This is a genomic window from Formivibrio sp. oc-25, from assembly GCF_055810895.1.
Map to the genome: position 1 here is coordinate 14,775 of NZ_JBVVOL010000022.1, position 13,893 is coordinate 28,667.

Below are 13,893 nucleotides of genomic sequence, written 5' to 3' on the forward strand. Positions count from 1 at the left end.
GCATTCACACATTCACTTTTTCGCTGCCTCCATCGAAGCAATGAATCGATCGAACAGGTAGGCCACGTCATGCGGCCCAGGGCTCGCTTCGGGGTGACCCTGGAAGCTGAAGGCCGGCTTGTCCGTAAGGGCAATGCCCTGCACCGTACCATCGAACAGTGAACGATGAGTCACTCGCACATTGGCAGGCAGGCTGGTCTCATCCACTTGGAAACCGTGGTTCTGGCTGGTGATCATTACACGCTTGGTATCCAGATCCTGCACCGGATGGTTCGCGCCATGGTGGCCGAATTTCATCTTGCTGGTCTTGCCACCCGCAGCCAAGCCGAGCAACTGATGCCCCAGGCAAATGCCAAAAACCGGTACATTCTTGCTCAGGAATTCACGGATCGCGGCAATCGCGTAATCGCAAGGCTCCGGGTCGCCCGGACCATTGGAAAGAAAGATGCCGTCCGGATTCATTGCCAGCACCTCGGACGCAGGGGTCTGGGCCGACACCACGGTCAGATGGCAGCCACGTTCGGCCAGCATGCGCAGGATGTTGTGCTTGACACCGAAATCATAGGCAACAACCTTGAATTTCGGGTGGGACTGAACCGGATAACCCACGCCCAGTCGCCATTCGCGAATATCCCACTCATAGGTTTTGTCACAAGAAACGACCTTGGCCAGATCCTGGCCAGCCATTGATCCGAAGGATTTTGCCTTTTCCACAGCAGCCACGGCATCAATTGCATCACCTGTCACGATACAACCGGGCTGGGCACCCTTTTCGCGCAAAATACGGGTCAGCTTGCGCGTATCGATATCGGCAATCGCCACCGTCTTGTTGGTAACGAGGTACTCCGACAGACTCATTTCACTACGGAAATTGGAAGCAAGCAGCGGCAAATCACGGATGATCAGGCCCGCTGCAAATACAGCGCGTGATTCGCAATCTTCCGAATTCACACCATAATTACCGATGTGCGGATAGGTCAGCGTGACAATCTGGCGACAGTAAGACGGATCCGTCAGAATTTCCTGATAGCCGGTGATCGAAGTATTGAAAACCACTTCACCAATAGTTTCACCATCGGCGCCAATCGAAGTACCGTAAAACAAGGTGCCGTCGGCAAGTGCGAGAAGTGCTTGTTTGGACACTGGCGACTCCTGGGCATTGCGCCCCAAACATGAATTTTTCGGGATACACATGTAGAAAAACGGGACAGGCGATCCCATCCCGTTTTGACTGTGCAAAATTATCTGAATTCTACCGGAAAACCCTAATCCCTTCAATCCGCCAGAATCAACCCACCACTATCAGAGTGGCGCCCACCACCACGGATCGGACAGGAAATCCTCACGCATGGCCCGCGTATCCGGATAATTCTGCAACAAGATACGCTTGGCATCATCGCGCAACGGTGTCATGCCAAGCTTGTCATAGGCCAGCACCATGATTCCAAGCGCCCCCTCAACCTGCTTGGTATTGCCATAAACTTCCAGCAGCAATTTGCCGCGATTGGCCGCCGCCAGATAAGCGCCGCGCTTGTAGTAGTAACGCGCCACATGCAGCTCGTGCGTGGCCAGCGCACCGATCAGGTAACCCATGCGCAAGCGTGCATCCTGCGCATATTTGCTATCCGGGAAACGATTTACCAACTCCTGATAGGCCAGGAAAGATTCCTTGGCGTTCTTGGGATCACGCTCGGACATATCCTGCTTGGCCAGCTGCGACATGAATCCCTGCGCTTCATTGAAGGACACCAGCCCCTTCAGATAGAGCGCATAATCCATGCTTGGATGCAAAGGATTCTGCTTGATAAAGCGTTCGATCGCAGCCAGAGCCAGGGCAGGTTCGGAATCCTTGTAATAGTTGTAGGCAATCTCGAGCTGCGCCTGTTGCGCGTACCGGCCATAGGGGTAGCGCGCCTCCAGCGTCTCGAACAGCTTGGTCGAGCGGTCATAGTTTTTGGTTGCCTGTTCGTCTTTGGCTTCCGAATAGAGTTTGTCAGCACTCCAGCCTCGAGTGAGATCCTGCTCGTCTGGCGTTGAGGAGCAGCCGGCAATAACTACGGTCAGGCAGGCAGCGGCAAGGATTCGGGTTAAAATCTGATTCATGATGAATTCCAATATCGAACTCGACGATTATAACGACTTCGCAGAAGCACGTGTTCTGACTGTACCGTCCGAACTGGCCGGTGAGCGCCTGGATGCGGCGCTGGCCACGCTCCTGCCGGAGTTTTCCCGCAACCGTCTTGCCGGCTGGATCAAGGACAACCTGGTTACCGTGGATGGAAAAACCGTCCGCCCCAAGGATAAGCTTTGGGGTGGCGAGCAGATCACGGTACTGGCACAGCCCGACCCGGAAGAGACATCCTTCCAGCCCGAGGACATCCCGCTCGACATCGTGCATGCAGACCCCGCCATTCTGGTTGTCAACAAACCAGCTGGATTGGTAGTACACCCAGCCAGCGGCAACTGGTCCGGCACCTTGCTCAATGGCCTGCTGTTTGCTTATCCGGAGCTCAAAAGCGTGCCCAGAGCAGGCATTGTGCATCGGCTCGACAAAGATACCAGCGGCCTGATGGTGGTCGCACGCACCTTGCAAGCCCAAAACCATCTGGTCCAGCAATTGCAAGCCAGGACCGTCAAACGCCACTACCTTGCCATCGTACAGGGCAAACTGGCGGGTGAAGGCACTGTCAATGCACCGATCGGTCGTCACCTGCGCGAACGTACCAAAATGGCCGTGGTACATACTGGCAAACCTGCCATCACACACTGGCGCGCACTGGAGCAATTTACCAGCCATACCCTGATCGAATGCCGCCTAGAAACCGGTCGCACCCACCAGATCCGGGTACACATGGCACATATTGGCCACCCCCTGGCTGCCGATCCGGTCTATGGCGGCAAGCCCAGACTGGTATCCCCTGAAATTCGTCTTGCACTGGAAGACTTCAACCGCCAGGCATTGCACGCTCGCAAACTTTCGCTGCAGCACCCTGAAACCGGACAGACCCTGAGCTGGAAAGCCCCCATTCCGGACGACCTGAATAATCTGCTGCTGGCTTTGCGTGCGGATGCCGGCATGGAGCAGGAAGAGTGGGACGACGACGAAGACTGGGAAGACGACAGTGATTGCGAGGTCATTTATGTCAAGGAATGAGCTGCCGCTGATCAAGCCAGACTGGCCGGCCCCTGCATCGGTGCACGCCATTTCGACCACCCGTCACGGTGGCGTGAGTGTCGCGCCTTACGCTTCGTTGAACCTGGGCAATCACGTCGGTGACGACGTCCGGGCCGTCGCGGCAAACCGGGCACTACTCGATCATCACTTGCCCATGGAGCCATTGTGGCTCACGCAAGTGCATGGCACGACCGTCGTCAACGCAGCTTGCACCTGCCCTTACGCCGAAGCCGATGCAGCCGTTTCCCGCATCGCCAACCGAGTCTGCGCCGCCATGACTGCGGACTGCCTGCCCGTTCTGTTCTGCGATACCCACGGCCAGGCTGTTGGTGCGGCCCATGCCGGCTGGCGGGGCCTGCACGCTGGCGTACTGGAAGCCACGGTAAAAGCCATGCAGGTGCCCACCCGGGACATCATGGCCTGGCTTGGCCCGGCAATTGGTCCTGAAGCTTTTGAGGTGGGTGATGATGTTTACTCGGCCTTCACCACTTCCGATCCCCGCGCCCAAAGCGCATTCCACCCAGGAAAACAGACCGGAAAATGGTTGGCAGACATCTACGAGCTTGCCCGGCAACGCCTGATCGGTTGTGGTGTTGTGCAAATCTACGGCGGGAATCGCTGCACCCACACGGAAACCGACAGCTTTTTTTCCTACCGTCGCGATGGCCGTACCGGCCGCATGGCCAGCCTGATCTGGATGGAATAAGCAAAGGGCTGGATATACCATCCAGCCCTTTGCTTGAAACCTTTTCCCAGTCTTGCTGCGAGACCGTCTCGCCACAGTCCTTGAACCGGTTCTTATTCCCGCTTGCGACGCAGCTGTTTCCGGCGCATCCGCCACAGCAGCAGCCAACTCGGCAACACCCCCAGCAACACCAGCCAAACGACGCCGCGCAACCAGCTACCACTGGTAACTGCCATCATCGTGATGACAAACAGATAGCCAATCAGCAGGATGTGCATGCGCGCGATTGTTTGTTATTTGCGCTTGTCATGCTCGATCAAGGCATAGGCGGAGTGATTATGGATCGACTCAAAATTTTCCGACTCGACCATATAGGCTGCAATACGGCCATCCGCATTCAATCGGGCCGCGACATCACGCACCATATCCTCGACAAACTTGGGATTGTCATAGGCGCGCTCCGTCACGTATTTTTCATCAGGACGCTTGAGCAAGCCCCACAGTTCGCAAGAAGCTTCCTTTTCCACCAGCTCAACCAGCTCTTCGATCCAGACATGTTCGGCCAGCGTTGCCGTGATGGTCACGTGGGAGCGTTGATTATGCGCACCATAGTCAGAAATTTTCTTGGAACACGGACAAAGGCTGGTAACGGGCACAAGCACCTTCAAGCGCATTTCGAATTCACCGGATTTGATTTCGCCAATCAGCGTGACATCATAATCCATCAGGCTGTTGACCTTGGAGACAGGCGCCTGCTTGTTGATGAAAAAAGGAAAACGCATTTCCAGATAGCCGGACTCCGCCTCCAGCCGTTCGCACATTTCACGCAGAATCGTTTCAAACGAATTCACGGAAATGGCCTTCTCGTGACTATTCAGTATCTCGACGAAACGCGACATATGCGTGCCTTTGAAATGCTGCGGCAAGAACACGAACATATCGAAAACTGCAATCGTGTATTGCTCGCCATCGGCGCGATCGGATACACGAACCGGATGACGAATCGATTTGATGCCAACCTTGTTGATGGCGATATTGCGACTGTCAGGGGAGTTTTGTACATCAGCAATGGCTGTAGCCATGAGAGATTCTCGTCAATAAAATCTGTCGCCAAGTATACTCCGCGACAATAGTTGAGTAAACAACTCAAGAATTATTCACACAGCAAAGCTGTCCAGCATCTTGAGATAAAAACGCGTAATTTCGCCGAGCAAGGCGTCAATATGGGGCAACAAAAAGGGAAGAAGCAAATAGAGTGCCACAGCGCCAATGGCCAGCGTAATCGGAAACCCGATGGCAAACACGTTAAGCTGCGGCGCCGCCCGCGTCATCACACCGATCGCCAGATTGGTTACCAGCAAAGCCGCCAATACCGGCAGCGACAACATTAGCCCCACGCGAAATATGATTTCCCCGAACTGGGCCACCAGCAGAAAGCCCGAAGCGCCGGCAGGTGCCGCCTGGATCGGCAATTGAACAAAGCTATCAAACAAGGCGCGCAACATGATCAAATGACCGTTGAACGCCAGAAAAACCAGCAGCATCAACAAACTCATCAACTGCGCAATGATGGGTACATTGGTGGAATGCTGCGGATCATAAAAAGTGGCGAACCCCAGACCCATCTGCAGACCGGCCAGATGCCCTGCCATTTCCAGGCTTGAAAACAACAAACGCACGACAAAACCGATCGCAGCTCCGATCAAAAGCTCCTTGGCCAATACCAGCATCCCTTGCGGCGACACGACCGGCACTGAAGGCAAATCCTGCATCGATGGGGCCACCAGCACCGCCAACAGAATCGACAAACCAATACGCACCCGCACCGGAATCGAACGATTCGAATAAAACGGATCGACAATCATCAAGCCGAAGATGCGCAGGAATGGCCACCAGAACAAGGCCAGCCAGCCATCAATTTGTGCCTGGGTAACCGTCCACATCAGCCGATCAGCTGCGGAATGCTTTGATACAGGCGAATGGTGTAATCGGTCACAATCTGCAGCATCCACGGACCTGCCACGACCACCACAAGAAATGCCATCAAAAGCTTCGGAATAAACGACAACGTTGCTTCATTGATCTGCGTTGCCGCCTGAAAAATGCTCACCAACAGACCGATCACCAGAATGGTCAGCAACATCGGCCCGCCCAGCAACACCATCACTTCCATGGCACGCTGCAGGATCGTGATTACGGATTCCGGCGTCATCGCTACTCCTTCAGGGCTGCATGAAACTTTGGACCAATGAACCCATCAACAAGGTCCAGCCATCCACCAGGACAAACAGCATCAGCTTGAATGGCAGCGAAATAACAACGGGCGAGACCATCATCATGCCCATGGCCATCAACACGCTGGCCACCACCACATCAATGATCAGGAACGGGATGTACACCAGAAAACCGATCTGGAACGCGGTCTTGAGCTCACTGGTTACAAAAGCCGGCACCAGTACACGCAAGCTGACATCTTCGGGCCCGTTTGGTTTTTGCGCGCCAGATACCTCGATGAAAAAAGCCAGATCACGCTGCCGCGTTTGCTTGAGCATGAATTCCTTGATCGGCACAGCCCCCTTATCCAGCGCCTCATTGAAGCTGATCCGCTGCTCGGAAAAGGGTTGATACGCCTGCTGATAGACGCGATCAAATGTTGGCGCCATGATGAAAAAGGTCAGAAACAGCGAGAGACCCACCACCACTTGGTTAGGCGGCGCCTGCATCACGCCAATCGCCTGGCGCAACAGCGACAGCACAATGACAATGCGGGTAAACGCCGTCATCATCAACAGCACGGCGGGCAGAAAGCTCAGTGCCGACAAGAACAGCAGCGTCTGGATCGACAGGCTATAAGCAGTCCCCCCCGCGCCCTGGGTTGCATTCAGGAACGGGATACCAGGCTCGGCCGCCCATGCGGGGATGGCCACCAACGCCAGGCCAGCCAGCAGCAGATAGTGCTTCATGGCTGCTCCACCGAAGAGGAATCCGGCCGGATACGCCGCTGCACAGCACGCGCCAAGCGCTCGGCAAAGGGCGCGACCGCCGGTTCCGTCACGGCTGTTTCTGCGGGCTTGGGCATCGAACTGAGCAGATTGACCGACTGAGGCGTGACACCCAACACCAGCCACTGTTCCTGCACTTCGACCACAACAACCCGCTCACGTTGGCCAATCATGACACCTGAGACCACCCGCAGCATTCCCCCCGCAGGTCGCGGCAACAAGGAAAAACGCTTGGTCAGCCAGGCAGCGAACACAATCAGCACCAGCACCAGCCCAAGCGCCAATACCACCTGGAACATGCCCCCCAGAAGGGAAGGCTCAGCCGAAACCGGCGAGGAAGCAGCAGCAATGGCTGCAACGGAAGTGCCGGCCAAAACAGCCGGCAGGAAACAAATTGCGATCATGATTATTTATGCAGGCGGCGGATACGCTCAGCCGGGGTAATGATATCCGTCAGGCGGATACCGAACTTGTCATTCACGACAACCACTTCGCCCTGCGCAATCAAGCACCCGTTGACCAGCACATCCATTGGCTCGCCAGCCAGGCCATCCAGCTCAACGACCGATCCCTGCGCCAGCTGCAACAAACTGCGAATGGCAATCTTGGTACGCCCCAGCTCCACCGTGAGTGAAACTGGAATATCCATGATCATGTCAATGTTGTGGGGTGCAGCAGCGGTGCTCGGTGCGGTATCGAACCGCTCGAAGATATCGGCCGGCTTCACACTGGCTGGCTGGCTATCCGCACTTTCCTGTTCGGCCAGCGCTGCCGCCCAGTCATCCATCAGACCGCTGTCGTCGTCAGCGGGATTGTTGTTCTCTTCAGCCATTTGAGTCTCCGTGGCTATCGTCCTCCGGCAAACCGGTCATCAATTCCGGCGTACTCAGAATCTTGTTCACCTTCAAAGCATATTGGCCGTTGAGAATACCATACTTGCACTCAAGAACCGGCACGCCATCCACCTCGGCGATGACGGCCTCCGGGATATCCAGCGATATGACATCACCCGCCTTGAGATTGACCACATCGCCCAGCCTGACTTCGGTTCCTCCCAAATGGGCAACCAGATCAACCTCCGCCTGTTGAACCTGTCGACGCAACAGACTCAGCCAGCGATTGTCCGCCTCGATCCGGTCTGCCTGCATGGAACTGTAGAGCAGATCACGAATCGGCTCGATCATTGAATAAGGCAAACAAACATGGAAGTCGCCCCCGCCTGCCCCGAGTTCAATCTTGAAGGTAAAGGAAACCACGACTTCGGTAGGAGTGGCGATATTGGCAAACTGGGTATTCATTTCCGAGCGGATATAGGCAAACTCACACTCAAAAACAGGCTTCCAGGCTTTTTGGTATTCCTCGAAAACCACATCAAGCAGGCGCTGGATAATACGCTGCTCTGTCGGGGTAAAATCGCGCCCTTCTACCCGGACATGGTAGCGGCCATCGGAGCCAAACAAGTTGTCGACGACCAAAAATACGAAATCCGGATCAAAAATGAATAATCCAGTGCCGCGTAGCGGTTTCATCTGGATGAGGTTCAGATTGGTCGGCACAACCAGGTTACGGATGAAATCACCGTACTTCTGCACCTTGATCGGCCCGACGGATATTTCCGCATTCCGGCGCATGAAGTTGAACAGCGCGATACGCAGATTACGTGCGAAACGCTCATTCAGAATTTCCAGCGTGGGCATCCGCCCGCGAACGATACGTTCCTGCCTGCCGATGTCGTAAGGCCGCACCGCCGATGCGTCGTACTCCTCATCAGCGGTATCTTCCTCTCCGGTGACGCCACGCAGCAGCGCGTCTACCTCTTCCTGGGAAAGAATATCGTCGGCCATGATTCTTCTTCAGATGAAACTGCTAAACGCTATATCGACTTATCGCACAATAAATGAAGTGAAGTTCACCGAGAGCACACCCGACTCCAGCTCCGCAGTCTTGTTCACCAGATCTTTTATCTCCGACTCCAGCTTCTCTCTGCTTTCAACCGTTTTGACCTCGTCCGGGGTCTTGGCACTGAGCAGTTTGTTGATGCCCCCCTGAATCTTGGGCAAAACCTGCTTGATGGCGTTCTGACCCTCAGCATCGGCCACCTCAAGCACAATCTCGGTTTGCATCACCTCGCCGTTTTCCGAATTCAGATTCACGGTAAACAGCGGCAACTTTTCGAATACCGGTGGATGCCCGTTTTTTTCCTTCTTGTCCTGCTTGGGCTTGGCTGAGGCATGCGCAGCTTCGGATACGGCATCTTCAGTCGCAGGATCAGAACGCAGCATCAGAAATGCAACCAGACCACCCACCGCCAGCAAAACAACCAGCACCACGCCGATCAGTGCAAAAATCAGCAGTTTTTTCTTAGGCTTGGCAACGTTTTCGGCTTGAGCTTCAGCCATGGTTTTCCCCGATTCAGCGACTATCTGCGCGCACAATTTGCCAATCGTGAACGCAATAAACCCAAAACGCCAGCACAAGCCGGCGTACCTGAAGCGGGTTATAAATCAAAAAACCTATAAAAACAAGCGGTAAGGATTATTCTTTGAGATATCACTTCGACTATTGACTTCACTGTGCAACATGCCAATCAGATGTAAAGGCTGACGCCGGAACGAGCAAGCGGCAAATGGACACCGGCCATGGATGAAACTGTCTCTACCGGCAAAGGGGTAGCGGCCTGATCAAACAGGGAATGCTGCGTCCTGCCTTGTCCTTGCTGCGCACCAGAATCCGGCTGCTGCCGCGCCTGCTGTTGCATATGCTGCTGCAAGCTATCAGACGCAACCTGCACATTCACCAACTGGATTCCCTGCTCTGCCAACAAGGTAGTCAGACGTGGGGTCGCCGCAGCGAGCGCTTCACGCACAGCCGCATGCTGCGAAGCAAATACCACACTTGCCTGATCCGCCCCCAGAGTCAGACGAACCTCCATCGGCCCAAGATTAGGCGGATTCAACTGCATTTCCATTTGCTGCTCCTGTCGGCCCAGCATCAGGGAAACACGCTGCGCGACCACATCCCCCCACCTGGCATGACCGACAGGCTCATCAATGACCGCATGGCTTGTCACCTGGGGCTGTGACTGTGCCTGCTCCAGGCGAACCGGCGCCTGACCCACCGGCACGGTTTGCTCGGCACGGGAAAGCGCATCCTGCCCAGCTTGCAACAGCTCAACAAACTTGCCCTCGTCCGCTACCAACTTCAGCGATGGCGGCAATTCCTTGCCACCTTGCACGGAAACATTTGCCGCCAGCGCATTGCCAGTTGCGGCACCAGAAACAGCCTGCCCCACCGTTTCTTCTGCGTCCGTCAACATGGCTGAGCCAGAATTATTGCCTTGGCCACCCACCATTTGTTGCAATTGCAAGCGCAGAGAATCGGCCTGATCAAGCTGCGCCGACAGCTGCTCACCGAGTGCTTCGCCCTCTTCAGGTAGCACATCTGCGGGCTGGCCTGCTGCATAGTTCTGCAACATCAACAACCAGGGCAGTGCCTGTACTGCCTCGGCTGCACCGGCTCCTGGCTGTGGTGGCTGCGATTCGCCACCCGGCGTCGCGGTTTCGCGTTTATCCAGCTCACGCCGCAGGGTTTGGTCAAAACCCGGCACATTTGCACGATTGCCCATAGCAGAAGTTTCAACCTGGACACTGGCAGCAATGGGATTATTGTTGGCGACAAAAACAGCGGGCATGGCAAACCTCGGATACCAGATCATTTCGCCGCATACAAGCAAGTACAATGCCAGGGAGCGGCCATGCTAAACTGCCACCATGGCAGAAGATTCCGATCTCGAACGTACCGAACCGCCTTCGCCCCGACGCCTGGAAGAAGCCAGACGCAAGGGGCAAATACCGCGTTCGCGCGAACTGGCCACGTTTGCCGTGCTGATGACAGGTCTGCTTACGGCATTCTGGAGTGGCCCAGCACTTTATGCCGCACTCAAACAAATCACTGCATCTTCGCTAGGCTTCGACCGCGCCATGCTGGCCGATCCCGACATGATGGCTCGACACTTCATCAGCGCCACCAGCAGCGCGCTCATCGCGCTGGCACCGGTATTCCTGGCAACACTGCTGGCTGCACTGCTAACACCGGTATTGATTGGCGGCTGGCTGATCTCGCTGGAGTCGCTCAATCCGAATTTCGGCCGCATGAATCCCATGAGCGGAATCAAGCGTCTGTTTTCCGTACGCAGCATCATAGAAATGCTCAAGACCATTCTTAAATCAGGCCTGGTCGGCGGGATCGTGGCTGCCACGCTTTGGTATGAGCGTGACCAGTTTCTGGCCATGATCACGATGCCATCGCCCAATGGTCTGCTTTATTTGTGGCAATTGGTGCGGTTCACCCTGCTGATGGCCATTGGTGCCATGGCATTGATCGTATTGATCGATGTGCCGTATCAGCTGTGGGATTACCACAAGGGACTGCGCATGACCAAGGAAGAGGTCAAGCAGGAAATGAAGGAAATGGAGGGCTCCCCCGAGGTCAAGGGCCGCATCCGTCAGTTGCAACGGGAAGCGGCCAGAAAGCGCATGATGTCGGCTATTCCGAAAGCTGACGTGGTCGTCACCAACCCGACTCACTATGCCGTGGCCATCCAGTACAGCGAAGGCATGCGCGCACCCAAGGTCGTGGCCAAGGGTTCATTCCTGCTGGCCGAACGCATCATCGAGATCGCCCGCGAACACAAGGTCACGGTCATCCGCACGCCACCGTTTGCCCGCGCGCTATACCACCACGCCGAACTCGGCGAAGAAATCCCGACTGCGTTGTATACTGCTGCAGCCGAAGTGCTGGCCTACATTTATCAGCTCAAGCAATTCCAGCGCCATGGCGGTAGCGAGCCGGTGCTGAATGAAAATCTGCCGGTACCGGCAGAGCTTGATCCACAAGCCCAGTAAACCTGGGGCTGATACACCAGCGCCCCGTAAACCCGACCCGAACTGATCCGTGCTGCGCGATATCAATCTCAACCGTTTGGCTGGCCCGCTGCTTGTGCTGATGATCCTCGGCATGATGATCCTGCCGTTGCCGGCCATCGTGCTCGACTTCTTTTTCACCTTCAACATCGCCATTTCGGTGATCGTACTGATGGTGAGCCTCTATGCGCGCGAGCCACTGGAATTCTCATCCTTCCCCACGGTTCTGCTGATGACGGCATTGATGCGCCTGTCGCTCAACGTTGCCTCGACCAAACTGGTTCTCACCGAGGGCCATACCGGCGCGGATGCTGCCGGCAAAGTGATTGAATCCTTTGGTCACGCGCTGATCGGGGGCAATCTCACCGTCGGCCTGGTTGGCTTCATCATCCTGACCATCATCAACTTTGTCGTGATCACCAAGGGCGCGGGACGGATTGCCGAAGTGTCGGCCCGCTTCACGCTGGATGCGATGCCCGGCAAACAGATGGCGATTGATGCCGACCTGAACGCCGGCCTGATCGGTGAAGAAGAAGCACGCAAGCGCCGCACGGCGATCTCTCAGGAATCGAATTTCTTTGGTTCGATGGACGGTGCTTCGAAATTCGTGCGTGGGGATGCCGTCGCCGGCATTCTGATCATGGTGATCAATATTGTCGGCGGCCTCACGGTCGGCATGCTGCAGCACGGCCTCAGCTTTGCAGAAGCCGGCACGACCTATACCCAACTCACCATCGGCGATGGCCTGGTAGCCCAGATTCCCTCGCTGATCATTTCCGTTGCCGCCGGTATCGTGGTTTCACGCGTCAGCAACGATGAAGACCTGTCCGAGCAGCTGATCGGCCAACTGTTCCGCAAGCCGCAGGTACTCTATGTAACCGCTGGCGTGATGGCCATTCTCGGTCTGACTCCCGGCATGCCGCATGTTGCCTTTCTGCTGATCGCCAGCATTGCCGGTGGCCTGGCCTGGTGGGTGGAACAAGATACGCGCAAGAAGCTGGCTGCCGCCCAGCAAGCCCCGACGCAATCCGCAGCACCGCCACCGGAAGCACCCTTGCAGGAAGTCAGTTGGGCCGATGTACAGCCGGTCGATCCGATCGGCCTGGAAGTTGGCTATCGCCTGATCCCGCTGGTTGATCGCAATCAGGATGGCGAATTGCTGCGACGCATCCGCGGCATCCGCAAAAAAATCGCGCAGGAACTCGGTTTTCTGGTCCCCGCCGTGCATATCCGCGACAACCTGGAACTGAAACCCAACCAGTACCGCATCCAGCTCAAAGGCGTCGACGTAGGCGCCGGCGAGGCCTACACCGGCCAATGGCTGGCCATCAATCCGGGCAATGCCGTCGGCAGCCTGGCCGGTACACGCACGCAGGATCCGACCTTTGGTCTGCCAGCAGTCTGGATTGACGCCAGCCTGCGTGACCAGGCTCAGGCCATGGGCTACACCGTCGTGGACAGCAGCACGGTTGTGGGCACGCATATTTCGAACATCCTGCAGAACCATGCCGCCGAACTGTTGGGACGCGAAGAGGTCCAGCAGTTGCTGGATCACATCGGCAAGGAGTCGCCCAAGCTGGTGGAAGATCTGGTGCCCAAGGTCGTTCAGATTGGCACCTTGCAAAAAGTGCTGCACAACCTGCTTGATGAAGGTATGCACATCCGCGACATACGCACCATTCTGGAAACCCTGGCCGAGCATACGCCGCGCTCGCAGGATATTGACGACCTGACCTCCGCCGTACGGGTGGCATTGGGCCGCGCCATCATCCACCAGCTGTTCCCGGGTGAGGATGAGTTGAAAGTGGTGACGCTTGAGCCACAGCTAGAGCAGATTCTGCTGTCAGCCGCGAGCGGAAAATCCCAGGGTGGATTGGAACCCGGGCTGGCGGAACGTCTGTTGCAGCAGGCGACCAATCTGGTGGAGAACATGGAAAACCAGGGCTTGAACAGTGTACTGATCTGCCCGGCGCAACTGCGTCCGATGCTGTCACGCTTCCTGCGCCGCGCCACGCCCGGTTTGCGCGTGATCTCGCATAATGAAATTCCTGACAGTAAAACCATACGTATCGTCGGTGTGCTCGGAGGACAGTAAATCAGACACTCAAG

Annotated in this window: 16 protein-coding genes; 4 read left to right on the forward strand and 12 right to left on the reverse strand. The window is 56.1% G+C overall.

The window, feature by feature from the left end; translation table 11 throughout:
• Positions 1-12: 12 nt before the first annotated feature.
• Together carA and AC0KVQ_RS12880 are read right to left on the reverse strand one after the other, a co-directional pair.
• Positions 13-1,143, reverse strand: coding sequence for a glutamine-hydrolyzing carbamoyl-phosphate synthase small subunit (gene carA, locus AC0KVQ_RS12875; protein WP_473421567.1), 1,131 nt, complete (start codon positions 1,141-1,143; stop codon positions 13-15).
• 159 nt (positions 1,144-1,302) lie between these two features.
• The gene (locus tag AC0KVQ_RS12880; protein ID WP_473421568.1) at positions 1,303-2,103 is read right to left on the reverse strand and encodes an outer membrane protein assembly factor BamD; all 801 of its coding nucleotides are present in this window, start codon (positions 2,101-2,103) and stop codon (positions 1,303-1,305) included.
• Between AC0KVQ_RS12880 and rluD the strand changes: the two genes are divergently transcribed.
• Positions 2,102-3,154: a 23S rRNA pseudouridine(1911/1915/1917) synthase RluD gene (rluD, locus tag AC0KVQ_RS12885; protein WP_473421569.1), complete on the forward strand. Its 1,053-nt coding sequence runs from the start codon at positions 2,102-2,104 to the stop codon at positions 3,152-3,154. The two genes, AC0KVQ_RS12880 and rluD, sit on opposite strands and share 2 nt — an antisense overlap.
• Positions 3,141-3,881, forward strand: coding sequence for a peptidoglycan editing factor PgeF (gene pgeF / locus AC0KVQ_RS12890; RefSeq protein WP_473421570.1), 741 nt, complete (start codon positions 3,141-3,143; stop codon positions 3,879-3,881). Before rluD ends, pgeF begins: the two co-directional genes overlap by 14 nt.
• Positions 3,882-3,973: 92 nt before the next feature.
• Here pgeF and AC0KVQ_RS12895 read toward each other — a convergent pair whose 3' ends face one another.
• From AC0KVQ_RS12895 to AC0KVQ_RS12940, 10 genes are all read right to left on the reverse strand, one after another.
• Positions 3,974-4,138 (reverse strand): hypothetical protein, encoded by a 165-nt coding sequence (locus AC0KVQ_RS12895; RefSeq protein ID WP_473421571.1) that lies wholly within the window; start codon positions 4,136-4,138, stop codon positions 3,974-3,976.
• 15 nt (positions 4,139-4,153) lie between these two features.
• Positions 4,154-4,942 carry a GTP cyclohydrolase FolE2 gene (gene folE2 / locus AC0KVQ_RS12900; RefSeq protein ID WP_473421572.1) on the reverse strand — a complete coding sequence of 263 codons (789 nt, stop codon included), beginning with the start codon at positions 4,940-4,942 and terminating at the stop codon, positions 4,154-4,156.
• Positions 4,943-5,017: 75 nt separating this feature from the next.
• Positions 5,018-5,803, reverse strand: a complete 786-nt coding sequence (fliR, locus tag AC0KVQ_RS12905; protein WP_473421573.1) for a flagellar biosynthetic protein FliR — start codon at positions 5,801-5,803, stop codon at positions 5,018-5,020.
• The gene (gene fliQ / locus AC0KVQ_RS12910; protein ID WP_473421574.1) at positions 5,803-6,072 is read right to left on the reverse strand and encodes a flagellar biosynthesis protein FliQ; all 270 of its coding nucleotides are present in this window, start codon (positions 6,070-6,072) and stop codon (positions 5,803-5,805) included. The genes fliR and fliQ overlap by 1 nt, the downstream gene beginning before the upstream one ends.
• Positions 6,073-6,082: 10 nt before the next feature.
• Positions 6,083-6,823, reverse strand: a complete 741-nt coding sequence (fliP, locus tag AC0KVQ_RS12915; RefSeq protein ID WP_473421575.1) for a flagellar type III secretion system pore protein FliP — start codon at positions 6,821-6,823, stop codon at positions 6,083-6,085.
• A complete protein-coding gene (fliO, locus tag AC0KVQ_RS12920; RefSeq protein ID WP_473421576.1) occupies positions 6,820-7,266 on the reverse strand; it encodes a flagellar biosynthetic protein FliO in 447 nt (148 codons plus the stop codon). Before fliO ends, fliP begins: the two co-directional genes overlap by 4 nt.
• A 2-nt stretch (positions 7,267-7,268) precedes the next feature.
• Entirely contained in the window at positions 7,269-7,694 is a 426-nt protein-coding gene (gene fliN, locus AC0KVQ_RS12925) for a flagellar motor switch protein FliN (RefSeq protein ID WP_473421577.1), read from the reverse strand.
• Positions 7,687-8,706, reverse strand: a complete 1,020-nt coding sequence (fliM, locus tag AC0KVQ_RS12930) for a flagellar motor switch protein FliM (protein WP_473421578.1) — start codon at positions 8,704-8,706, stop codon at positions 7,687-7,689. The genes fliN and fliM overlap by 8 nt, the downstream gene beginning before the upstream one ends.
• Before the next feature lie 39 nt (positions 8,707-8,745).
• Positions 8,746-9,261 (reverse strand): flagellar basal body-associated FliL family protein, encoded by a 516-nt coding sequence (locus AC0KVQ_RS12935; protein WP_473421579.1) that lies wholly within the window; start codon positions 9,259-9,261, stop codon positions 8,746-8,748.
• Positions 9,262-9,449: 188 nt separating this feature from the next.
• Positions 9,450-10,553, reverse strand: coding sequence for a flagellar hook-length control protein FliK (locus AC0KVQ_RS12940; protein WP_473421580.1), 1,104 nt, complete (start codon positions 10,551-10,553; stop codon positions 9,450-9,452).
• A gap of 79 nt (positions 10,554-10,632) precedes the next feature.
• Between AC0KVQ_RS12940 and flhB the strand changes: the two genes are divergently transcribed.
• Both flhB and flhA read left to right on the forward strand, forming a co-directional pair.
• Positions 10,633-11,766 carry a flagellar biosynthesis protein FlhB gene (flhB, locus tag AC0KVQ_RS12945; protein WP_473421581.1) on the forward strand — a complete coding sequence of 378 codons (1,134 nt, stop codon included), beginning with the start codon at positions 10,633-10,635 and terminating at the stop codon, positions 11,764-11,766.
• 112 nt (positions 11,767-11,878) lie between these two features.
• The gene (flhA, locus tag AC0KVQ_RS12950) at positions 11,879-13,879 is read left to right on the forward strand and encodes a flagellar biosynthesis protein FlhA (RefSeq protein WP_473421598.1); all 2,001 of its coding nucleotides are present in this window, start codon (positions 11,879-11,881) and stop codon (positions 13,877-13,879) included.
• The last annotated feature ends 14 nt before the right edge of the window (positions 13,880-13,893 follow it).